Annotated in this window: 19 protein-coding genes and 2 tRNA genes; 8 read left to right on the top strand and 13 right to left on the bottom strand. The window is 63.9% G+C overall.

Annotated elements, in window-relative coordinates:
* Window positions 1–22 precede the first annotated feature (22 nt).
* Window positions 23–1,276, top strand: a complete 1,254-nt coding sequence (gene pbpG / locus PCE31106_RS20245) for a D-alanyl-D-alanine endopeptidase (RefSeq protein WP_150564514.1) — start codon at window positions 23–25, stop codon at window positions 1,274–1,276.
* 92 nt (window positions 1,277–1,368) lie between these two features.
* Here the strand turns inward: pbpG and PCE31106_RS20240 are convergent, their stop codons facing one another.
* Window positions 1,369–2,196 carry an IclR family transcriptional regulator gene (locus PCE31106_RS20240; protein ID WP_130025671.1) on the bottom strand — a complete coding sequence of 276 codons (828 nt, stop codon included), beginning with the start codon at window positions 2,194–2,196 and terminating at the stop codon, window positions 1,369–1,371.
* Window positions 2,197–2,397: 201 nt separating this feature from the next.
* Here PCE31106_RS20240 and PCE31106_RS20235 point away from each other — a divergent pair, with 201 nt between their 5' ends.
* The 3 genes from PCE31106_RS20235 to PCE31106_RS20225 all read left to right on the top strand — a co-directional run bounded on the left by PCE31106_RS20235 (window position 2,398) and on the right by PCE31106_RS20225 (window position 6,274).
* Window positions 2,398–3,969 carry an MlaD family protein gene (locus tag PCE31106_RS20235; protein ID WP_150564513.1) on the top strand — a complete coding sequence of 524 codons (1,572 nt, stop codon included), beginning with the start codon at window positions 2,398–2,400 and terminating at the stop codon, window positions 3,967–3,969.
* Window positions 3,970–4,059: 90 nt separating this feature from the next.
* Window positions 4,060–4,785, top strand: a complete 726-nt coding sequence (locus tag PCE31106_RS20230) for a (Fe-S)-binding protein (protein ID WP_017232321.1) — start codon at window positions 4,060–4,062, stop codon at window positions 4,783–4,785.
* 79 nt (window positions 4,786–4,864) lie between these two features.
* On the top strand, window positions 4,865–6,274 hold the full coding sequence (locus tag PCE31106_RS20225) for a lactate utilization protein B (protein WP_150564512.1): 1,410 nt from the start codon (window positions 4,865–4,867) through the stop codon (window positions 6,272–6,274).
* A 124-nt stretch (window positions 6,275–6,398) separates the two neighbouring features.
* Here PCE31106_RS20225 and PCE31106_RS20220 read toward each other — a convergent pair whose 3' ends face one another.
* The 6 genes from PCE31106_RS20220 to PCE31106_RS20195 form a co-directional block, all read right to left on the bottom strand.
* The gene (locus tag PCE31106_RS20220) at window positions 6,399–7,058 is read right to left on the bottom strand and encodes an amino acid ABC transporter permease (RefSeq protein ID WP_017232323.1); all 660 of its coding nucleotides are present in this window, start codon (window positions 7,056–7,058) and stop codon (window positions 6,399–6,401) included.
* 111 nt (window positions 7,059–7,169) lie between these two features.
* A complete protein-coding gene (locus PCE31106_RS20215; RefSeq protein ID WP_150564511.1) occupies window positions 7,170–7,967 on the bottom strand; it encodes a transporter substrate-binding domain-containing protein in 798 nt (265 codons plus the stop codon).
* Between the two features lie 50 nt (window positions 7,968–8,017).
* A complete protein-coding gene (locus PCE31106_RS20210; protein ID WP_130025676.1) occupies window positions 8,018–9,046 on the bottom strand; it encodes a quinone-dependent dihydroorotate dehydrogenase in 1,029 nt (342 codons plus the stop codon).
* Between the two features lie 186 nt (window positions 9,047–9,232).
* Entirely contained in the window at window positions 9,233–10,009 is a 777-nt protein-coding gene (locus PCE31106_RS20205) for an arginyltransferase (protein WP_017232326.1), read from the bottom strand.
* Window positions 10,006–10,770, bottom strand: coding sequence for a leucyl/phenylalanyl-tRNA--protein transferase (gene aat, locus PCE31106_RS20200; protein WP_150564510.1), 765 nt, complete (start codon window positions 10,768–10,770; stop codon window positions 10,006–10,008). The genes PCE31106_RS20205 and aat overlap by 4 nt, the downstream gene beginning before the upstream one ends.
* 59 nt (window positions 10,771–10,829) lie before the next feature.
* The gene (locus PCE31106_RS20195; RefSeq protein ID WP_083902200.1) at window positions 10,830–11,447 is read right to left on the bottom strand and encodes an NUDIX hydrolase; all 618 of its coding nucleotides are present in this window, start codon (window positions 11,445–11,447) and stop codon (window positions 10,830–10,832) included.
* Between the two features lie 200 nt (window positions 11,448–11,647).
* Between PCE31106_RS20195 and PCE31106_RS20190 the strand changes: the two genes are divergently transcribed.
* Window positions 11,648–11,724: transfer RNA gene (locus tag PCE31106_RS20190), tRNA-Met, on the top strand.
* A 148-nt stretch (window positions 11,725–11,872) separates the two neighbouring features.
* Here the strand turns inward: PCE31106_RS20190 and PCE31106_RS20185 are convergent.
* A complete protein-coding gene (locus tag PCE31106_RS20185; RefSeq protein ID WP_017232329.1) occupies window positions 11,873–12,757 on the bottom strand; it encodes an O-acetylserine/cysteine exporter in 885 nt (294 codons plus the stop codon).
* Between the two features lie 243 nt (window positions 12,758–13,000).
* On the opposite strand from PCE31106_RS20185, the gene dusA reads away from it, so the two are divergent.
* Window positions 13,001–14,014, top strand: coding sequence for a tRNA dihydrouridine(20/20a) synthase DusA (gene dusA / locus PCE31106_RS20180; RefSeq protein ID WP_150564509.1), 1,014 nt, complete (start codon window positions 13,001–13,003; stop codon window positions 14,012–14,014).
* 188 nt (window positions 14,015–14,202) lie between these two features.
* A tRNA-His gene (locus PCE31106_RS20175) sits at window positions 14,203–14,278 on the top strand.
* 79 nt (window positions 14,279–14,357) lie between these two features.
* Here PCE31106_RS20175 and PCE31106_RS20170 read toward each other — a convergent pair.
* The gene (locus PCE31106_RS20170; protein WP_254441219.1) at window positions 14,358–15,521 is read right to left on the bottom strand and encodes a GGDEF domain-containing protein; all 1,164 of its coding nucleotides are present in this window, start codon (window positions 15,519–15,521) and stop codon (window positions 14,358–14,360) included.
* Between the two features lie 648 nt (window positions 15,522–16,169).
* Here PCE31106_RS20170 and PCE31106_RS20165 point away from each other — a divergent pair.
* On the top strand, window positions 16,170–16,418 hold the full coding sequence (locus PCE31106_RS20165; protein ID WP_130025680.1) for a hypothetical protein: 249 nt from the start codon (window positions 16,170–16,172) through the stop codon (window positions 16,416–16,418).
* 22 nt (window positions 16,419–16,440) lie between these two features.
* Here the strand turns inward: PCE31106_RS20165 and PCE31106_RS20160 are convergent, their stop codons facing one another.
* From PCE31106_RS20160 to PCE31106_RS20145, 4 genes are all read right to left on the bottom strand, one after another.
* The gene (locus PCE31106_RS20160) at window positions 16,441–18,144 is read right to left on the bottom strand and encodes an MBL fold metallo-hydrolase (protein WP_150564507.1); all 1,704 of its coding nucleotides are present in this window, start codon (window positions 18,142–18,144) and stop codon (window positions 16,441–16,443) included.
* A gap of 39 nt (window positions 18,145–18,183) precedes the next feature.
* Window positions 18,184–19,179, bottom strand: a complete 996-nt coding sequence (locus PCE31106_RS20155; RefSeq protein ID WP_150564506.1) for an alpha/beta fold hydrolase — start codon at window positions 19,177–19,179, stop codon at window positions 18,184–18,186.
* 112 nt (window positions 19,180–19,291) lie between these two features.
* Complete coding sequence (locus PCE31106_RS20150) at window positions 19,292–20,866, bottom strand: flavin-containing monooxygenase (protein ID WP_150564505.1); 1,575 nt, start codon at window positions 20,864–20,866, stop codon at window positions 19,292–19,294.
* Window positions 20,867–20,891: 25 nt separating this feature from the next.
* On the bottom strand, window positions 20,892–21,788 hold the full coding sequence (locus tag PCE31106_RS20145; protein WP_150564504.1) for an SDR family NAD(P)-dependent oxidoreductase: 897 nt from the start codon (window positions 21,786–21,788) through the stop codon (window positions 20,892–20,894).
* Window positions 21,789–21,888: the final 100 nt, after the last annotated feature.

The raw sequence follows: 21,888 nt of genomic DNA, 5'->3' as shown, positions 1-21,888 counted from the left end.
AACCTTACGCTACCCCCAATCTATGTTCGCGATCACCACCCTTGCGCGTCTGTGCCGCTCCCGCCTCTGGGGTGCTGCCGTCGTGGCGATCTCGCTCGCCGCCGGTGCCCCAGCCGTCGTTCAAGCTGCCGGTAAGACGAGCGTATGCTCGTCCAAGGCAGCCAAGACGGCCGCCCAGAAGCGTGCGTGTGCCAACTCCAAGGCGACGAAATCCGTCGCTGCGTCCCATTCCGGTGCCAAACGTGCCGTTGCCAATACCGCCTCGCGCGAGAAGGCCGGCGCCAAGGCGCGCAAACTGGCTGCCGTCGAAGTAGACTCGGCGACCAAGCGTGTTGCCATCAAACACGTCGTCTACCAACACGGCAAACGTCGTGTCGTGACGTCGTATCGCACCGTCAACTTCACGCCGCAGGCGCAGGATCGGCTGTCCGCCGGGCGCGCATTCGGCCTGCATGAATCCCCTGACGCGCTGGCGCTGCGTTCCTCGGTGGCCTATGTCGTCGATGAGCGCACCGGCGAATCGCTGTTCGACAAGAACTCGCAAGCCGTGTTGCCGATCGCGTCGATCTCGAAGCTGATGACCGCGATGGTGTCGCTCGACGCGGGCGTGCCGATGACGGACATGATGGAAGTGACGGACGAAGATCGCGATTACGAGAAGGGTACGGGCTCGCGTCTGTCGGTGGGGTCGCGTCTGTCGCGTGAAGACATGCTGCATATTGCGCTGATGTCGTCGGAGAATCGCGCGGCCGCTGCGCTGTCGCGTTACTTCCCGGGCGGTCGTCCGGCGTTCCTCGCGGCGATGAACCGCAAGGCGAAGCAGCTCGGTATGAACGACACGCACTTCAACGATCCAACGGGCCTGTCGAGCCAGAATGTGTCGAGCGCACGTGATCTGGTGAAGATGGTCAAGGCCGCTTATCAGTATCCGATGATTCGCCGTTTCTCGACGGACAGCAATTACGACGTCAATACCGGCCGTCGCGAGTTGCACTATGTCAGCACGAATCACCTGATCGGACACCCGGGCTGGGAAATCGGTCTGCAGAAGACGGGCTACATCAACGAAGCGGGGCAATGCCTCGTGATGCAAGCCAACGTCGATGGCCGTCCGGTGATCATGATTCTGCTCGATTCAACCGGCAAGTACTCGCGCTTCGCCGACGCCACGCGCGTTCGCAAGTGGCTGCTCGAAGGGGGCGGCGCTACGCCGCAACGCACGGCGGGTACGGCGCCGACGGCACAAGTCGCGACCAACAGCGAACACGCGCTGTAAATCGCCCCAACCGTTGCCAAACAAAAGGCGCTCCCTCGGGAGCGCCTTTTGTATTCCGCAACCGGATTCGCGAAGCGCGATGTCGGCTTGGGCTATTCGGCTGTCGCCACATGCGACACGTTGCTGCCGACAGCGGGGTTAGGCGCGTGAAAGCCGAGTGACGCGGAAATCTGCAGCGCCGTCTCGTTCAGATTTGCGAGCCACGCGTCCTGCAAACGGTCGGCGGGTGCCGACAGCGAGAGTCCGGCCACGAGCTTGCCGCTGTCGTCGTAGATGCCCGCCGCAATGCAGCGAACCCCCAGTTCGAGTTCCTCGTTGTCGCGGGCATAGCCGGACTTGCGCACGTGGCTCAGCTCGCGCTCGAGTTTTTGCAGATCGGTGATGCTGTTGCGGGTGTGCCCCGACAGGCCGGTGCGCGTGGCATACGCGCGCACGCGCGCAGCTTCGTCCGCCGCGAGGAAGAGCTTGCCGACCGATGTCAGGTGCAAGGGCGCATGGCCACCGATGGCGCGTACCACCTGCATCCCCGAACGCTCGCTGTAGGCCCGCTCGATATAGACGATTTCATCGCCCTGGCGCACCGACAGGTTGACAGTCTGGCCGGTCATCCGGTGCAGGCCGCGCATGGGCGCGAGGGCGGCATCGCGCACCGACAACCGTGCCTTGACCAGGTTGCCGAGTTCGAGCAGGCGCATGCCCAGACGATAGGTGCCTGGATCACAGCGGTCGACAAAGCGGCAGGCGACCATGTCGTTCAGGATGCGGTGCGCCGTGGACGGATGCAGTTCCGTGGACTGCGCCAATTCCTTGAGGCTGACGGGGTCGGCATGGGCGGCAAGGGCATCGAGCAGACGCATCATGCGCTCGATGACCTGGATGGACGTGCGCGACTCCGTACTTTGACTACCTTCGTCTTTCATGGGGGAGGGCCGAGTTTCGTATAGGGGTGATTCTATATCATATTGTGAAAAATTCGCACCCTTACTGTAGAGGACTTCTGCGAAAAGTGGGCGTGCCACAGGAGAGCGTCGTTGCCGCAGTCTCGGCTGACTGAAACCGAAAGTGGTCTCTCGTCCAGACGACTAGCATGGCCTTGTCATTTCATTCAGTGTCCGGCTGGGTTGAAAGACGAGATCGACACGCTCAAGGAGGTTCGGGGAATGTACAGGTACGGATTTGCGCCGGGGGCAGGGAGTTGGCCGCAGCCAAAGGGCGCGCATCGCCGGGAGGCCGTCACTTACGGAAAGTCGATTGCCGACAAGCATGCGGACATCGTCGGTCAGTTTCGGCAGATCGCCAACGCGAAGGCGCAACTGGGATTGGACTGCGGCGCGCTTTCCCGATTGGAAAACACGTTCTACTCGACTTACAAGAAGGCGACGTCGGGGTACTGGGGCGGAGGGCTGTGGGACGGGGTCTATCGATATGTCGGCAACGCGAGCCGATCGGGGCCGTACTGCCAGGTCGGCGAGCAGTTGAATGATCACGATGTCGACAGTCTTACCCCGTCGGCGAGGCGGTTCTCGGCGATTCTGGGACATTTGACGGAGGCGCTGGGCAAGGAGCAGGAAATCCTGGCGAAATGTCTCGCCACGGCGCAGCGCTCGGTGGCGTCCAGCGGGGCAACCTTTGACGACCGCGCTATCCAGAGGACGGCGAGCCAGAGCCAGTCGACCGAGCGCGCCGATGGCGTCGCCGAGATCGAGCGATGTCTGGCTGGCGTGCGTGAGTCGATCGCACTGGCCACCAAGGAGGTGTGGCCGGAACGGAAGCACTTCGGCAAGCGCGTTGTCATTACGTCTTCCCTATACTCCGCGGCGGCCGCCGTGGCGGTGGCGGGATTGTTTTTGTCGGGCGGTCTTCTCGGCGTCGTGGCGACGGCGATGACGCTGGTGATCCGCGGGGTCAGCCTGGGAAGTATTCGTGGGTTCGATCGTGAGCGAGGATGGAAGTCGGTAGAAAGTCTGTTGGCAAGCACCAAGCAATTTATTGAAACGGAGGGGACTATGATGAGAACGTATTTGGACGTGGCCGATCGGCGTGCCGCGCTCGAGCGTGAAGATATGGTGTGGAATCTGTTGACGGGCATCAAGAGTGGCCTGGGCCAGGTAAACGATCACGTGGACTCGCTGGACAGCCGGGCAGGGAGCCTTTCGAAACAAATGGCAACCGTGGCGAATCGAATGGATGGTCGATTGGATGGGATCACCTGTCAAGTGGACACCCTCACCCATCGGTTCGACGGTTTCACCACGCAAGCGTCCCGCTTCACCGATCAAGCCGGTAAGCTCACCGGTCAAGTCGATAACCTCACCGATCGATTCGGAAAGCTCACCGATCAAGTCGATAACCTCGCCGGTCAAGTCGGCAGCCTGACCGATCGATTCGGAAAGCTCACCGATCAAGTCGGCGGCCTCAGCACTCGGCTCGATGGCGTCACCGGTCAAGTCGATACCCTCACGAATCGATTGGACACCCTGTCGTCGGAAGTCGCCGCAGGGTTCGCGAACACTGACGCGAAATTTGAAAGCTTCAGAAAAGACTTGCAGCGGTTGACGCGGGTGCAGGAGATGATGGCGGCGCGCCTGGCACTCATGCCCTATCCTCCAGCGGCGCCCCGCGCCGAGCGACGCGGGCTGACGCGGACAAACTCGTTGAGCGCGTTGAGCGACGCCGCCCCCCGGATGGCGTAAGCGACGGCGCGATATGCGGGAATCCACGCTGGGCCAGACCGGCCCAGCGACTTATAATGGCGCATTATTCCCGGAAAGAGGATTCCCCCAATGCGCGTCGGACTCTTTGTCACGTGTCTGATCGACCTGATGCGTCCGGAGATCGGCTTCTCGACGCTCAAGCTGCTGGAGACGGCGGGCTGCGAGGTCGTGATTCCCGATTCCCAGACCTGCTGTGGTCAGCCTGGCTATAACTCGGGCGAACGGGCCATCGCCCGCGATCTCGCTCAGAAGTTCCTCGAGGAGTTCGAATCGTTCGACTACGTCGTCGTGCCGTCGGGATCGTGCGGTGGCATGGTCAAGGCGCACTACGGCGACCTCTTCGCCGACGACCCCGAACTCATGGGCCGCTACGAGCGACTGCGCCCGCGCGTGTTCGAGCTGACCGATTTTCTCGTCAATGTGCTGCACATCGATACCGTGCCCGGCGATTACAACGGCGAAGTGACCTATCACGATTCATGCTCGGGGTTGCGTGAGCTGGGCGTCAAGACGCAGCCGCGCGCATTGCTCGCGAAAATGCCGGGCGTCAAGATGACGGAAATGAAGGACTGCCAGGCTTGTTGCGGTTTTGGAGGCACCTTCGCGCTCAAGTACGGCAACATCTCGACGGCCATCGTCGACGAGAAGTGCGCGAACATCGCCGCGAGCGGGGCGCCAGCGGTCGTGCTGGGCGACCTCGGATGCATGCTCAACATCGAAGGACGTCTGCGCCGCACCGGCGACACGAAGACGCGCGTGCTTCACATTGCCCAGGTGCTCGCGGGCGATGTGTGAGCTCGCCGCTGTCCTCCCGACCTTCACGCCCGTGTGTGCGATGACGCACACCGGCGGCCATCACCTCCAGTGAGTCGCGATGCAAGTTCAATCGATGCAATTCAAGGCGCGCGCCGGGCAAAAGCTCGCGGACCAGCGTCTGCAGGCCAACCTCCGGAAACTCTCGACCAAGTTCGTGACGGCGCGCGCCACGGCCATCGAGGAAATCGACTTCGAGGCCACGCGCGAGGCGCTCAAGGCACGTCGTAATCGCGGGCTCGAGACGCTCGATGTCTGGCTGGAGATTTTCGAGCGCGAGGCCACGCGACGTGGCGCCACGGTGTTGTTCGCCGAATCGACGCAGGACGCTGCCCGCCTGATTGCCGAAATCGCCCGCAAGCACGACGTCAAGAAGGTGATCAAGTCGAAATCGATGGTCACGGAGGAATTGCAGCTCAACAAGGTGCTCGCCGACATGGGTGTGCAATCGGTCGAGACCGATCTGGGCGAATACATCCTGCAGATCAACGACAACGAACCGCCGTCGCACATCATTGCGCCGGTCGTGCACAAGGACAAGGACGAGGTTGCCGACCTGTTCGCTCGCGTTCACCATAAGCCGCGTCTGACCGACATTCCGGCGATGACACGCGAAGCGCGCGAGATGCTGCGTCCGCAGTTTCTCTCGGCGGACATGGGCGTGACCGGCGGCAATTTTCTCGTCGCCGAAACCGGCTCCGTGGCCGTGGTGACGAACGAAGGCAACGAGGGCATGTGCACGATCATGCCGCGCGTGCATGTGGCCGTGACCGGTATCGAGAAGGTGTTGCCCACGCTCGAGGATCTGGCGACGGCCATGCGTCTGTTGCCGCGCTCCGCGACCGGGCAGGGCACGTCGAACTACTTCTCGCTGCTGACCGGTACGCGCGTCGAGGGTGAACTCGATGGCCCTGACCATATGTACTTCGTGCTGGTCGACGGTGGCCGCTCGGGACTGATCGGCGGCGCGTTTCAGGACATGCTGCGTTGTATCCGTTGCGGCGCTTGCATGAATCATTGTCCCGTCTATCAGAAGATCGGCGGGCACGCCTACGGTTGGGTGTATCCGGGGCCGATGGGGTCGGTGCTCACGCCGAGCTATGTCGGCCTGGAGAAGACCCTCGATCTGCCGCAGGCCGCCACGTTGTGCGGGGAGTGCAATCGCGTCTGCCCCGTGGGCATTCCGATTTCCGATCTGCTTCGCAAGCTGCGCGAGCGCCAGGTCGATCGCGGCCTGCGGCCGTGGCAGGAGCGCACGGCGCTCGCCGCGTGGGCGTTTGCGGCGCGTCGCCCTCGTCTGTATGCCGCGCTTGCCGGCCTGGGTGCGCGTGTGCTCCATTGGATGGGGCGCGAGCGTGGCAGCCTCTCGAAGCTGCCGCTCGCCGCAGGATGGAGCGACACGCGGGAAATGCCTGCCCCGAATGGCAAGACGTTCCGCACGATGTATCGCGAGCGTCGCGCGCCGCGGTAAGCGGTTAAGCGTTCAGCGATGTGGAACGACCGGTGGCCTTGACGTACCGGCGTTCAAAGCAAGAGCCGGGCCCCGAATGTCTGCCGTTGGCATCCGGGGCCCGGCTTTTTTGTTGGCGCGCTCGTCAGGTTCTGGCGGGCAACGCCAGGCGTTTCTCGATGCGTCGCTGCAGTGCCGACAACCCGGTCGACAGCACCCAGTAGATGGCGGCGCAGGCGAGATAGAGCGGCAGCGGCTGGTAGGTCGTTGCAATGACCTCCTGCGCGGAGCGCAGCAACTCGGTCACGGTGATGACCGAGACCAGCGATGTGTCCTTGATCAGGCTGATGAGGCTGTTGCCGAGACTCGGCACAGCGATGCGCAGGGCTTGCGGGGCGATGACGTAACGCAGCGTCTGCCAATAGGACAGGCCGAGGCTGTAGGCCGCGAGCCATTGTCCGCGCGGCATGCCTTCGAGGGCGCCACGCATGCTCTCCGACAGATAGGCGCCGACGTTCAGGCTGAGCGTGAGCACACCGGCGGGTGTCGGATCGAGCGCGATGCCTACGCCCGGCAGGCCGTAGTAGATCACGAAGATCTGCACCAGCAGCGGGGTGCCGCGCATGATGCTGACATAGGTGCGGGCGATGCCGCGCAGCACGCGGACGTTGCCGATACCCATGATCGCCACGATCACGCCGATCGCCAGGCCGAACACCATCGACATCAAGGCGAACTTGATCGTGAGCACGGTGCCTTGCAGCAGCACTGGCATGGATTGGGCGGCGAGTTCGAATGGATTCATGAGGGGGGTGTCTGGGGGGAACGTGGGCCGGAACGACGACGGCCGGCACCCGCGTGGTTTGCGTGGTGCCGGCCGTGATGCGACCGAAGTGTGTCGCGCGCGGCTTGCGGGTTACTTCGCCGGCTTGGAGGTGTCCTCGCCGAACCACTTCAGCGCGAGCTTGCCGAGCGAGCCGTCCTGCTTCATGCCCGTGAGGGCATCGTCGATGGCCTTCGCGAACTTGGGGTTGCCCTTGCGGAACGGAATGCCCACCGACTCGCTGGCGCCTTGCAACACGGCACCCGCACGCAGCGGCAGGTTCGACGTCTTGATCAGATAGGCGAGCATCAGGCGATCGTTGAGCGCCGCGTCGATGCGCCCGGCGGCGAGATCGCGCAAGTACTCCGGCGCGCCCGGATAGGTGCGCACGTCGATGCCCGGCACCGCCTTCGCGAGCTTGTCGTAGTTGCTGCCGAGACTCACGCCGAGCTTGTGGCCCTTGAGGGCGTCGAGCGAATTGAACTCGCGTTTGTCGTCCTTGCGCTGAATGAGCTGCGCGGCCGAGAAGGTGTACGGCTGGCTGAAGTCGAGCGAGCGCTTGCGTTCGTCGGTGATGGCCACCTGATTGACGATGACGTCGAATTTACCGGCCACGAGACCGCCGATGATGCCGCTCCATTCCGTCGTCACGAACACCGGCTTTACGCCGAGACGTTCGGCAACGGCCTTGGCGACGTCGACATCGAAGCCTTCGAGCTGGCCATCGGCCGCGCGATAGTTGAACGGCGGATAAGTCCCTTCGATCCCGATTTTCAGTACGCCCGCCGATTTCACCGTGTCGAGCAGATCGGCGGCGCGCGCGGGCGCGGCGCCCAGCAGCGCAACGGCGGTCAGCGGTACGAGGCACAGCGACTTGAGCCAGTTTTTCATGATATTGAGGTCTCCCTGTGTCAAATAAAGGGGGCGCGACGCGCGGCCGATCAGGCCGTACGCAGCGCTTGCACGCATTCTCGCACCAGCTCGGGGCCGCGGTAAATCAGCCCGCTGTAGATTTGTACCAAACTGGCCCCGGCATCGAGCTTGGCCTGCGCGTCGGCGCCTGACAGGATGCCGCCCACGCCGATGATCGGCAGGGCGCCGCCCAGCTCGGCGGCCAGTGCGCGGATCACGCGATTCGAGGCTTCGAACACGGGCCGCCCCGACAGGCCGCCGGTTTCGTTGGCGTAGGGCAGGCCCGCTACCGCCTCGCGCGAGAGCGTTGTATTGGTGGCGATCACGCCGTCGAAACCATGGCGCGTGAGTGTGCCCGCGATGACCTTGATCTGCTCGTCGTCGAGATCCGGCGCTATCTTGAGGGCGATGGGCACGTATTTGCCGTGGCGGTCGGACAGCGCGCGTTGCTTGTCCTTGAGCTTGCCGAGCAGGGCGTCGAGTTCGTCGCCGCCTTGCAACTGGCGCAGGTTTTTCGTATTGGGCGACGAGATGTTGACCGTCACATAGGTGGCGTACGGGTACACCTTCTCGAGGCAGATGAGGTAGTCGTCGACCGCGCGCTCGATCGGCGTGTCGGCGTTCTTGCCGATGTTCAGGCCCAGCGGCCCCTTGTAGTGCGCCGACTGCACGTTCTGAAGAAACTGCTCGACACCGCCGTTGTTGAAGCCCATGCGGTTGATGATCGCTTCGGCTTGCGGCAGGCGGAAGATGCGCGGCTTCGGATTACCCGGCTGCGGACGCGGCGTGACCGTGCCGACTTCCACGAAGCCGAAGCCTAGTGCGGCGAGGCCGTCGATGCAGCTCCCGTCCTTGTCGAGGCCTGCGGCGAGGCCCACGGGATTCGGGAAGCGGATGCCCATGACCGTGCGTGGATCTTCGGGCAGCGTCTGACCGATGAGACCGGCCAGGCCGAGCGAGGCAGCACTGCGCAGCGTGGCCAGCGTCAAATGGTGGGCTTGTTCGGCATCAAGACAGAACAGGGCGCGACGGGCCAGAGGATAGAGGGGCGCAAGCACGATGTCGGGTTCGGCAGAATCGGAAAGTCGCCATTTTACCGGTATCCCGGTCGCCGAGCGCGTCAATTTTCTACGCTCTGCGTACTCCTGAATGGCGGCGCGGTGGCAAGGGAATGAGCGCGGTGCGCACGGGTGGCCGCCCCGCGAATCGCACGCCTGACAGCACCACGGAGCACAGTGTCGACGTTACTCGCCGGCGGCGTCGAGCATGGCTTCCGGCATGTCTTGCCATTGGCCGTCGAGCAGGCCTTGCAGGGGGCGGAAGTTCGCCTTGTAGACCATCTTGCGGCTTGCCTGAATCCAGTAGCCGAGATAGACGTGCGGCAGTCCGAGCGCGCGCGCCTGCTCGATCTGCCAAAGAATGTTGTACGTGCCGTACGACGCGCCTTCGATGTCGGGATCGAAGAACGTGTAGACCGACGACAGGCCGTCGCTCAGGATGTCGACCATGCTGATCATGCGCAACGTGCCTGCACCCTGATGGCCGGGCGGCTCGCGAAATTCCACCAGTCGGGAGTTCACGCGGCTTTGCAGCAGAAACTGCTCATACTGCTCGCGGCTGTCGTGGTCCATGCCGCCGCCTGCATGACGTTGCGACTGGTAGCGCATGTAGAGCTGGTAATGCTCTTCCGTGTAATGCAACCCGGAGACGTTGACCGCGAGGCCGGCGTGGCGGCGCCAGATGCGACGTTGTGTGCGGTTCGGCGCGAAGCGCGCGATCGGTACGCGCACGGGCACACACGCGCGGCAGCCGTCGCAATACGGGCGGTACGTGAACACGCCGCTGCGGCGAAACCCGGCGCGAACGAGTTCGCTGTAGACGTCCGAGTTGATCAGATGGCTGGGCGTGGCGACCTGCGAGCGTGCCGTGTGATTGTCGAGGTAGCTGCAGGGGTAGGGCGCCGTTGCGTAGAACTGAAGGGCAGACAGCGGGGAGAGCGGCAGTTCGTTCGGATGGGTCACTGGGAAACCTCGTGAGCCTTGTCTGCTGCGTTACCGTAGGCCAGCGTGCTGAGCACTTGCTTATCCAGACGCCAGACCGGGGCGGGCGCCACGACCGCCTTCTGCACATGCGTCAGAAATGCCTGACGGGGAATTTCGCTGCCACCGAGCGACGCCAGATGAGCGGTACTTTGCTGGCAGTCTATCACCTCTATTGCGTGTGCGCGTGCAAACGCGACGAGCGCGGCGAGGGCGATTTTCGACGCATCAGTGCGGCGGGCGAACATCGATTCGCCATAGAACATGCGTCCGAGCGCCACGCCGTAAAGACCGCCGACGCGCTCACCCTCGTAGAAGGTTTCCACGCTGTGGGCGAGCCCGGCGTCGTGCAGTGCGCGATAGGCGGCAATGATCGCAGGCGTGATCCATGTGCCGTCCTGCGCGCGCCGGGGGGCTTGTGCGCAGGCTTGCATGACGGTGGCAAAGTCGGCGTCGAGACGGATTTCCCAGGCGTCGTCGCGCAGCACGCGACGCAACAGTTTGCGGAAGTTGTGGCTGACGACGAAATTCTCGGGACGCAGCACCATGCGCGGGTCCGGGCTCCACCAGAGCACGGGTTGACCCTGCGAGTACCACGGGAAGATGCCTTGCCGGTAGGCGGCGAGCAGACGTTGCGGCGAGAGGTCGAGGCCGGCCGCCAGCAAACCCGGCGCCTCGCTCGATGCGTCGAGCGCTTCGTCCACCGGGGGAAAGGAATCGTTTGCTTCGAGCCAGACGACCATGTCGATGTCAGCGTTCCGGCGTGTCGGGTGACGTGGTGCGATGGGCCGCGCAGGCCGGCTCAGACACGCAGCATCGGCGTGAGGATATCCTCGGTGTGCGCCGTATTGACGGGCAGCGACGGCACCGGCACGCCGGGCGCCGCAGCGCCGTTGCGGGAGGCCTCGAGGTGCACGCCGAAGGCCCCTGCGCGACGGTCTTCGAAGAAGAAGCGCAGCGTCTTCGCCACCGTCGGGAAGGCGATGTCATCCCAGGGAATTTCGTGCTCCGAGAACAAGGCGACTTCGAGGCTCTCTTCTCCGGCGGCGAACTGCGGCTCGCGCATCTGCGCCAGATAGAAAATATGGACCTGATTCACATGCGGCACGTTGAGCAGCGAGAACAGGGCGCCGACCTCGACATTTGCGCCGGCTTCTTCCAGCGTTTCGCGTGCGGCGGCCTGTGCCGTTGTCTCTCCGATTTCCATGAAGCCGGCGGGCAGTGTCCAGTAGCCCAGGCGCGGCTCGATTGCGCGCTTGCACAGCAGCACCTGATCGCCCCACACGGGCACCGTGCCAAGCACGTTGCGCGGGTTCTCGTAGTGAATGGTGCCGCAATGGGTGCACACGTGTCGCTCGCGGTTATCACCGGGCGGAATGCGCGACTCGACCGAGTGGCCGCAGGCGGAACAGAATTGGATGGGAGGGCGTCGGTTCATGGTTGCTGCGAGTGTATCATCGGCAACGCACGCTGTGCGGTGGCGCACGTGGTGGGCCGGGATATCCCGGGTTGCCGCCGCGTGCGGCGAACCGGCGTTAGCGGCCGCGTGGTCACGAGGAAAATAATCGACGAGTTATGTTGCACTGCGGTGGCAATTGTCATATACTTCAATTCTTCAGACGCGGGGTGGAGCAGTCTGGCAGCTCGTCGGGCTCATAACCCGAAGGTCACAGGTTCAAATCCTGTCCCCGCAACCAAATTCGAAAGCCTGATTTCTTCACGAAATCAGGCTTTTTGCGTTTCGGCTCGGCGGGTGTCGGCGGCATCACGCCGGTGTCGTGCGCGCGTCGTGTCCCGGTCGGAAGCGGGCGCGCCCGCTTCCACGCCGAAGCGCGCTATTGAGCGCTATTGCGACGTCGGCAGCAGGCGTTGCTTGAGCTTTGCGCCGAATACATTCACCACGAGGCCCGCCATGACCAGCGCCGCGCCCGCAATTTGCGGCGCCGTGAGTTGCTCGTCGAGCAGCAGTGCCGCCGATGCGAGCCCGATGATCGGCACAAGCAGCGAGAACGGCGCGACCTGACTGGCCGGATAGCGTGTCATCAAACGACCCCACAGCGAATAGCCGACGAGCGTCGCGACGAAAGACAGGTAGGCGACCGCGAAGATCGACGCCGCCGAGAGATGTGCGAGTGAGTTCGCGATTTGCTGCGGGCCTTCGAACCAATACGACAGCAGCGCGAACGGAATCGGCGGGATCAGGCTTGCCCAGACCACAAGGCCGACGAGATCGACATTGCCGATCTTTTTGGTGACGATGTTGCCCGTTGCCCAGGCAAGCGAGGCACAGAGGGTGAGCGCGAAGCCGAGCAGCGTCATGGCGCCGCCGCCTTGCATGCCGATGACGGCGAGGCCTGCCGCCGCGATCAGCAGGCCGGCCACGTTCTGCGCGCGGAAGCGTTCGCCCAGACACGCCACGGCGAGCCCCAAGGTGAAGAACGCCTGTGCCTGAAGGACGAGCGAGGCAAGGCCGGCGGGCATGCCAACGTACATCGCAGTGAACAAGAGCGCGAATTGCCCGAACGAGATCGTCGCACCGTAGGCGATTAGCCAGCGCAATGGCACTTGCGGACGTTTGACAAAGAAGATCGCGGGGAAGGCCGCGAGCAGGAATCGCAGCGCACCCAACAGCATGGGCGGCACGCCGTGCAACCCGACCTTGATGACGACGAAGTTCACGCCCCAGGCGAGTACGACGATGAGTGCCCGTAACAAGTCCTTCGGTGCCATGCTGGCGTCTCCTTGTGCGGCATTGGTGTGACGTTCGGGAAGGCGAAAGTGTACTCCTGGGGCGTCGACGTGTGGTGGGGAAGTCCTCGCGCGAATGCCCTCGTGGACTGATGTGGCGCGGGGCCGAGGGGGCGCGCTCGCGCCGGCGCTCGATGGGGGCATGACGTATACTTCATGTTTTGCGTATCAAGAGACGTCGTCTTGCTGGAGTGAGACGACGTTTGCCGTAGCCGAGGAATTTGCATGAACTTGCCTGCCCGCCGCGTCAGCGTGGCGCCGATGATGGATTGGACGGATTCGAACTGCCGGGTTTTTCATCGTCAGTTGTCGCGTCACACGTGGCTCTATACCGAGATGGTCACGACCGGTGCGCTGTTGCATGGCGACGTTGCGCGCCATCTCGATTTCGATGCCGTCGAGCATCCCGTTGCGCTGCAATTGGGCGGAAGCGAGCCGCAGGACCTTGCGCGGGCCGCGAAGCTCGGCGAGCAATGGGGGTATGACGAGATCAACCTGAACTGCGGTTGCCCGTCGGAGCGTGTACAGCGTGGCGCGTTCGGTGCATGTCTGATGGCGGAGCCGGCGCTGGTGGCCGATTGCGTCAAGGCGATGCGCGATGTGGTGCAGGTGCCGGTGACGGTCAAGCATCGCATTGGGATCGACGACGTCGAATCGTTCTCCTTCGTCGAGGACTTCGTTGGCAGCATTGCGCAAGCCGGTTGCTCGACCTTCATCGTGCATGCGCGTAATGCCATCCTCAAGGGGCTGAGCCCGAAAGAGAATCGCGAGATTCCGCCGCTCAAGTACGACTATGCGTATCGTCTGAAGCAAAGCTTTCCGCATCTCGAGATTCTGATTAACGGCGGCGTGAAGACGCTCGATGAAGTCGAGCTGCATTTGCGGCACGTCGATGGCGTGATGCTGGGTCGCGAGGCGTATCACAATCCTTATGTGCTTGCGGAAGTGGATGCGCGGTTCTACGGCGACACATCTGCGGTGAAATCGCGCGAGGCGGTGGAAGACGCATTGATCGAATACGCGGCGGCGCAGGTGGAGAAGGGCCAATACCTCGGCGCGATCACGCGTCATGCGCTGGGTCTGTATCGCGGTGTACCGGGCGCGCGGGGATGGCGCCGGGTGTTGTCGGATCCGAAGCGTCTCAAAGCGGGGATTGGCGCGTTCGAAGAGGCGCGTGCTCAGTTGCGTGCGGGGGCGTTTTCGGAGCGCGATGGCGTAGCGGCTCTCGCGACGGCGTGACGTCCGGCATCGAAGCGCGGCGTTGCGTTGAGAGCGCTCGCCGCGTGAGATGACGATCTCGCGCATCGATCGTGCATGCCAGCGAAGTAATATTTCGATTGAGTGAAAATAGTGCTTGGCAGCGCGATAAAAACGTCGCTATAATCTTGCTTCTGTTCAGCAAGCAAGTGATGTTGCTGATCACGGCGGTGGCCGTAGCTCAGTTGGTAGAGTCCTGGATTGTGATTCCAGTCGTCGTGGGTTCGAGTCCCATCGGTCACCCCAAAATTCCCTTGTAGTTCAAAGCGTTTCGCGCGTCATTTCTCTCCCGATTCGGGAATTCTCCAAAAGTTTTACTCCAGCATCAGCCATTCGCGGTCTTGCCGCCGAAGCCGGCGCCATTCCCGTGCTCGACAACGATAGGCAGCGGCTCCATCGCGGGCGCGACCACGACACAATTCCTGCCCTTGGCCTTTGCGGCATAAAGCGCCGCGTCGGCTCTCGCCATCACGGAGGCCAACGTGTCGCCCTCGCGAAACGCATCGACGCCCGCGCTAAGCGTCGACATCACCTCCCTGCCGGGCACACAGGAGCCGGAGGAGGCCACGATGTCGCGCAACCGATTGATGAGATGTCCCGCATGCTCCCGGGTTTCGCCCGGCAGCAACAACGCAAACTCTTCGCCGCCAATGCGCCCGACGATGTCGGTGGCGCGCACCGCCCCGGCGATCAACGACGCCACATGCGCAAGCGCAAGGTCTCCCGCGGCGTGCCCATAACGGTCATTGATGCTCTTGAAGTTATCGATGTCCAGAATCGCGATCGAAAAGGTCGACTGCTTGTGGGCGCACTCCCTGGCGATGGCCTCCGCACGCGAGATGAACGCTCGCCGTGCGAGCAGGCCGGTCAGGTCGTCGAACGTCGCCAGGCGTTCCATGCGGTCGGCCAGCCGGTCGTGCGCCAACAGCACCATGCCGACCGACAGACACGGCAACGTCAGCGTCGCCATGCCCAGGAACATGACGTTCAACGGCGTCGGTTGCAGGAACGTGGATTCATGCGCCAGACCCAATCCATACGCAATGGCACGAACGGCATGCACAACGGCACCGAGAATCGCCGCAATGGCCACAAAGTAATACGCGTATTTAGGGCGTTCCCGTGGTCGGTATTTCAGCACCGCCCCGCCGATACTGAAGCGGACGTACGCAATACACCCCGAGATCATGGTGCTGCGAGCGTCGACGTGGGGCGAAATATAGGTCCAATAGATCAGCATGACGAGGATGACGCCAAGCGCGACATACTCCCAGGCGTACGAGGCTCGGGCGTTGAGGAATTGCCGGAAGCCGCGCAAGCCGATAAGCGAGGCGATGAGCAGCCCGCTGCTCGATACCGCGACGACAATGTCCGAGGTTCCCGTCAGGAGCAGCGCCGCCACGATCGCCAGAAGTGCGCTCGCCAAGCACCACAGGCGTACCCCCGGGACTTTCGTTCCGAACAACGAACCCAGAACGGCTACGCTCATGACGCAAGACAGAACCGCAATGCTGATAAAAACTGCCGAAATGGGCATGGCCGTGTGACTGATTATGATGTTTCGCCTACTGACGCAGTTGCTTGACAATACGACCCCGTTCCCTCGGGCGACATCCCCATGTCGTGTCGTTATGCCAGCGTCTCGGCTTGTTTTGTCGTCAGCATAGCCGAATTCGATGAACGCGCCATGATCTCGTTGATCCGTGGCCGATGCGCCGCCCGGCGGAAGTTGCGTCCCCTGGGCGAATGTCGCGCACAGCGGGCGCCGGTCGATCGACGATGTCTGCCGTCAGCGCAGCCCGCATTTTGCCTGCGCAATCCGCCGACGCGCCCCACACGACGCTCTCAACATCGCAACATTTGATCTATGTCTAATTCCAAGCATGGCACACGCGCCCTGAGGGAGCACGTCCGTCCATAATGGGCTCGTCATGTTCGCATGACCCTGTCTTCCCGGGCGTGTCATGGTGCCCCATGCGTCCCGGCTTTGAAACCCACCTCGCTCAGGTGGGTTTTTTTTCGCCGGCTCACGGCATTGTTCTCTCGTTTGGAGCCAAGCCTTTGTGTGGCCGATGAACGACGAAGATGCTACGCTTTTTAGCAGAGCAGGGCGTTTTCAAGACAAGCGGAGTCCGTCATGAGCTATGCATCGCACGAGCAGGTCTACGACTATCGCGCGGGTTATCAGATTCGCGTGCGGGCCTTTCAGAATGAGTACGCGGGACCGTGGGACTCCCTGGTCCAGGTCATCCGGCACGGCAAGCCGGAGGGGCCGGAAGTGCGATCCCCCGACGGGCATCGCGACAATCGCCTCGACGCCGAAATGGCCGGGCGCAAGGCGGGGGAACGCATCGTAGACGAGTTGCTCGGCGACGCCTACGACTGACGTCGACCCACGCCAGTAGGCGTCACCCTGCCGCCATCGTTCCGACACGCCGCCACCGCGCGTCTGGCGACACCGCCGCGAGGCCATCCTCCGCCAGCTTCTCCAGATGCGCCTGCAGCGAGCGTCGCGCCACTGCGTGACGTGCCAGGGGCACGTCGGCGTAGACCACCGGAATGAGCATGTCGAGCGTGGCCGGGCCGATTTGCGCAAGCGCCTCGAGCGTGCGCGATTCGCGCGCGAGTCGATGCGCCATGAGCCGCGCAATCCGCTGCGCCGGCCGATCCATCACGAAGCCGTGTCCCGGCGCGAGCCACGCAGGCGCAAGTGCCGCAAGCTTCTCGAGCGACGCCAGATAGGTCGCCATATGCCCGTCAGGCGGGTTGATGACGACCGTCGAACCCTGCATGACGTGATCGCCAGTGAAGACAAGCGACGCGTCGTCCAGTCCGAAGCACAGATGATTGGCCGCATGCCCCGGCGTATGAATGACCCGCAAGATTCGGCCATCCGGCAAGGGCACCCCATCGCCATCGGCGAGCGCCACGTCAGGGATGAACGCCGCGTCCTGCCCCTCGTCGTGACGCGCGCGCATGCCGTAGGTCGTTGCGCCCGTCGTCGCCTTTAGTCGGCGCGCCCCCGGCGAATGATCGCGGTGGGTGTGCGTCACGAAGATCTGCCGGATGGTGCCGGGCGCCGCGGCCAGAATCGCGTCGACGTGCGCCGGATCATCCGGGCCCGGATCGATGACGGCCCACGCATTGTCGGGCCCACCGCCCAGGAGGTACGTGTTCGTGCCGGGGCCAGTCATCATGCCGGGATTCGGGGCGGTGAGACGCAGCACGCCCGGCATCAGCGTCACGCTACGCCCAGGCACGATGTCGTAGCTGCCGGTGCCAAGTTCATGGGGATCGGTCAGTGTCAGTTCGGCCCACGCGGGCTCGTCGGGCGTGACCGGCCAGCGGCCGCGTTTGCCGGTGGCCAGTCGCGGCTGAATGCGTGGCACCGCCGCCAGCGCCCTGGCGGCGGCCAGGGCGGCATCCGCCGTGCCGTGACCGTCCAGCCATTGCAGCAGCTTGCGTGTGGGAGGCAACAGCCGAAGTTGATCGGCATGCTTGAGCGCATATTGGGGGCGCATCCAGCGGTGCGCCGCCGTCTCGACCTGATCGACTTCCACCTGTTGACCCGCGGGCAGCATCGTCAGAAAGAACCGCGTATCGAAGCGCTTCGGCAGACCCAAAGGCGTGACCCAGTGGCTCAGATAGTGCAGACGTTCCGGTGTGAGCCTGACGCCGAACGATCGGCACAGCGAGACGAGATCGATCCGTCCCTCATGTAGCGCATCGCGTTGCGTGCGCATGGCGACGAGGCGAGCTGCGTCGACCGGCATGCCCGAGACATCGTCGGCAAACAACACGCCGGTTTCCTCGAAGCATTCACGTATGGCGGCCACGTAGTAATCGAGGCCGCCGTGCGCGAGGGACAGGCGCTGGCTCGCAGTGGCGTCGTCGAGGCCGTCGCAGGCGGCGTGGCCGAATGCGTCGGCAGCATCGGCCGCATCGACAACGCCGCCCGGGAAGACGTACGCATCGGAGCTATGGTCGTTCGCCCGAACGGCACGTCGGAGCAACAAGACTTCCATGCCGCTTGCGCGCTCGCGCAGCGTGACGAGACTGGCGGCCATGCGCAAGCTGGACGGCCCGCGGGGGACTTCAGGACGATCGGACATGAGACGTGCGCGCACCCGCCGCGCGAAATCGGAAAGTCCCTAGTGTGCCATCGGTTGGGCGACGCCGTATTGCGGTGCTTGCTGCGCGGGCATTCGTGCAACGACGTCGTGTAACCATTGCAGAGTCGCTTCCGGTTGTGTCACGGGCAACATGTGCCCGCCATCGACGAGCGTCAGGCGAACGCGTTCGCTGAGCGGCGGCATCGCTTCGCCATGCACGCGGACGTCGAGGATGCGGTCGCGGCGCCCGTAGAGAATGTCGACGGGCACGGTCAACGCGGCGTAACGTGCGGCGAGGCCCGGCATGTCGCGTTCGGCGGCGAGCACGTCGGCGCAGCCGGCCTCGAAGTTGCCGGGACGAAAGCCGAGCACGCCACCACCGCGAATGAGGAAGTCCTTTGGCGCGTCTTCCGGGCCGAAGACATAGGCGAGCGTCGTGCGGCCCGTCATCATGCCAATAGGCACGGCGAGCGTGCGCGCGATCCAGCGACGCCACCCGGCACTGCGAATCGCAAGCGACCGAAACGGTGCCGGCACGTCGGACACCGGTTGCGTCAGCGGGGCGATCAACGCGAGCGCCCCCACTCGCTGCGGATGGTCGAGCGCCAGCGTGAGCGCTATTGCGCCGCCCAGTGAGTGCCCCACGACCAGCGGCCGGTCGAGCGCGAGCGCGTCGATCAAGCGCACGACCGCGTTCGCCTGTGACGTGAGGCCGCCGTCGCGCAGCGCGTTGCGCGTCGAGTAGCCAGACCCTGGACGGTCGATCAGTACGATGCGATGTGTTCGGGCCAGCGTCTCCAGCGGCAGATAGGCAAAGTTGCGCAACTGGCCGCAAAGGCCGTGGATGAACACGATGGCCGGTCCACGCCCGATGTCGACGTAATGCAGGCGGTCGCCATCGATGTCGAGATATTGGCCGTCCGGTGGCACGGCCGCCTCGGCGCGACGCTCGACGCGGCGTGTGAAGCGTCTCAGCACGAACACCACGGCGGCAATCGCAATGGCCAGGTAACCCAGCAAGTAGACGATGAGCATGGTGTCGAATGGATCCGCAGGCAAGTTAGGTTAGGCCGCATCGTAGCAACGCGCGGCATGGGTTGGCTATCGGGCGCCGCATGTCTTGCGAGACGTCGTCGAAGGACGCGCACTAACGCGCTGCAGTGGCCACTCCACTCGACGTATCGGAAGCGCGCGTCGTTGTGGCCTGGGTGACCGAGCGGGTGGCGCGACGCTCGAAGCGCATGGCGCCGTCCTCGACGCTGCCCCAGCGCATCAGTCGCAGATCGCGCAGGTAGCTCTGATAGAACACCCACGGCTTGCGCCGCCCTTGCTTCGGTAGCACGCCCGCGGCGCGCTGAATATAGCCCGACGTCAGGCCAATGGCCGGCAACTCGCCATGCTCGCCTTCGCGCAGGCGCGGCACACAGGTGTCGACATCGTGTGCGTTCATATGATTGATGAGGCGGCAGACGTATTGCGCAATCAGCTCGGCCTTGAGCGTCCACGATGCGTTGGTGTAACCGAAGATCGACGCGAGATTGGGCACGTCGCTGTACATCATGCCCTTGTAGGCGACCGCGTCGCAGAGATCCACCGGTTTGCCGTCGACCCGCAGGCGCGCGCCCCCCATCAGTTGCACGCGCAGGCCGGTGGCCGTCACGACGATGTCGGCGTCGAGCGTCTTGCCGCTCTTGAGTGCCAGCCCGCGTGGCGTGAACGAGGCGATCTCGTCGGTGACGATGGCTGCTCGTCCACCGCGCAGTGCTTTGAAGATATCGCCGCCCGGCGCGAGACAAAGCCGTTGATCCCAAGGCTGATAGCGCGGCGTGAGATCGCGTGCGACGTCGGCATGACCCTGCACCTGTTGCGCCGCGCGCCGGATCAGCACGCGGCGTATGGCATGCGGCCAGCGTCGCGCCGCCTGATAGAAGCCGAGCGCAATGAGCACGTTCTTCATGCGGACGATGCGATGTGCAACGCGCGCCGGCAGCCACGTGCGCAGCCGTTCGGCAACGCCGTCGCGCTGCGGCATCGACAGGATATAGCTTGGCGAGCGTTGCAGCATCGTGACGTGTGCCGCCGTTGCCGCCAGGCTCGGCAGCAGTGTCACGGCGGTGGCGCCGCTGCCGACGACGACGATGCGCTTGTCGCGATAGTCGAGATCGGCCGGCCAATGCTGCGGATGGACGACGGTGCCGGTGAAGGTGTCCGTGCCCGGCCACGTCGGCGTGTGTCCGGCGTCGTAGGCGTAGTACCCGCTGCACATGAAGAGAAAGCGACACGTGAGCGATTGCGTATCCTGAGCGCCGTCGGCGTGCGTGCGTTCGATGTCCAGCGTCCAGCGGGCGATGCTCGAATCCCAGCGGGCTTCAAGCACCTTGTGGCCGTAGCGGATCCGAGCGTCCAGGCCCTCTGCGCGGGCGGTGTCGTTGAGGTAGTCGAGGATCTTGCCGCCCTCGGCAATCGCCTGGTCGCTTGGCCAGGGGCGAAAGCTGAAGCCCAGCGTGAACATGTCGGAGTCCGAGCGTACGCCAGGGTAACGGAAGAGGTCCCATGTGCCGCCCATCGACTGGCGCGCTTCGAGCATGGCAAAGTGCGTGCCCGGGCAGCGCTCGCGCAGGTAATGCGCGGCGGCAATGCCGGAGAGCCCGGCGCCAACCACGATGACGTCGAGATCCGTGGCGGCGCTGGCGATATCGGTGGCTGTGGTGTGGGTGTTCATCGCGATGTCCTTCGGCCGTCGTCCGTTATTGGGGCGTGGTGGGGCGCGTTGTCGCCCGGCCTTTGTTCGACGAAGGTTTGCGCGACATGGCCGTGCGCCGGTAGAACCACACGACCATGCCTTGATAGCGCGCACCCAGCAGGCGGGCCAGCTTGTCGACGCGGCGCGCATCGGGGCCCACGAGCACGCGCCGCGCATTGCGCTCGACGCCTGCGAGCATTTGCCGCGCGGCGTCGTCGGCACTCGTCACGTCGATGAGTTGGTTCGCACGTTGCCGGTGTGTGAGTGCATCCACGCCGGTGAGCGCGGCAATGCTGTCATCGATGCGCGAGGCCTGCACGATTTTCGTCGCCACGCCGCCCGGATGCACGCAGGTACAGGACACTGGGGCATTCGCCAGATCGAGCTCCATGCGCAGCGCTTCGGTGAACCCGCGTACCGCGAACTTGCTCGCGTTATAGGCGGATTGCGTTGGCATCGCAATGAGGCCGAACAGGCTGGACGTATTGACGACGTGGCCGTCGCCGGACGCGCTCAGGTAGGGCAGGAATGCCTGCGTGCCGTGCACGACGCCCCAGAAGTTGATGTCCATCAGCCATGTGAAATCTTCGTGGCGTGCGGTCGCGACCGGCACCGATAGAGAGACACCGGCATTGTTGAAGATGAGATTGACCTTGCCGTGCGCGGCGGCGGTCTCGCGGGCCCAGTCGAAGACGGCCTCTCGGTCGGCCACATCGAGCCGTTGCGATGTGACGCGCACGCCGAAGGCGCGGCAGGCGATGGCCGTGTCCGTCACGCCCGCTTCGTCGATATCGGACAACGCGAGATGCGCCCCTCGCCGCGCCAACTCAAGCGCCAACGAACGGCCCATGCCGGAGCCTGCGCCGGTGATGGCCGCCACCTTGTCCGTGAATGTCTTCATGGTGCTGTCTCCCATCGGCGCCGCGTCGATAGGCCGTTTGGCTACGGGCATCGCGCTGCCTATAATGTGGTGATACGTGTCACCACTTTAGTTTTGCGTC

Origin of the sequence: Pandoraea cepalis, assembly GCF_902459665.1 — a bacterium.
GTDB classification, from domain to species: Bacteria; Pseudomonadota; Gammaproteobacteria; order Burkholderiales; family Burkholderiaceae; genus Pandoraea; species Pandoraea cepalis.
Note: the sequence above shows the minus strand (reverse complement) of the source record. Positions and strands in the feature narration are given on the sequence as shown.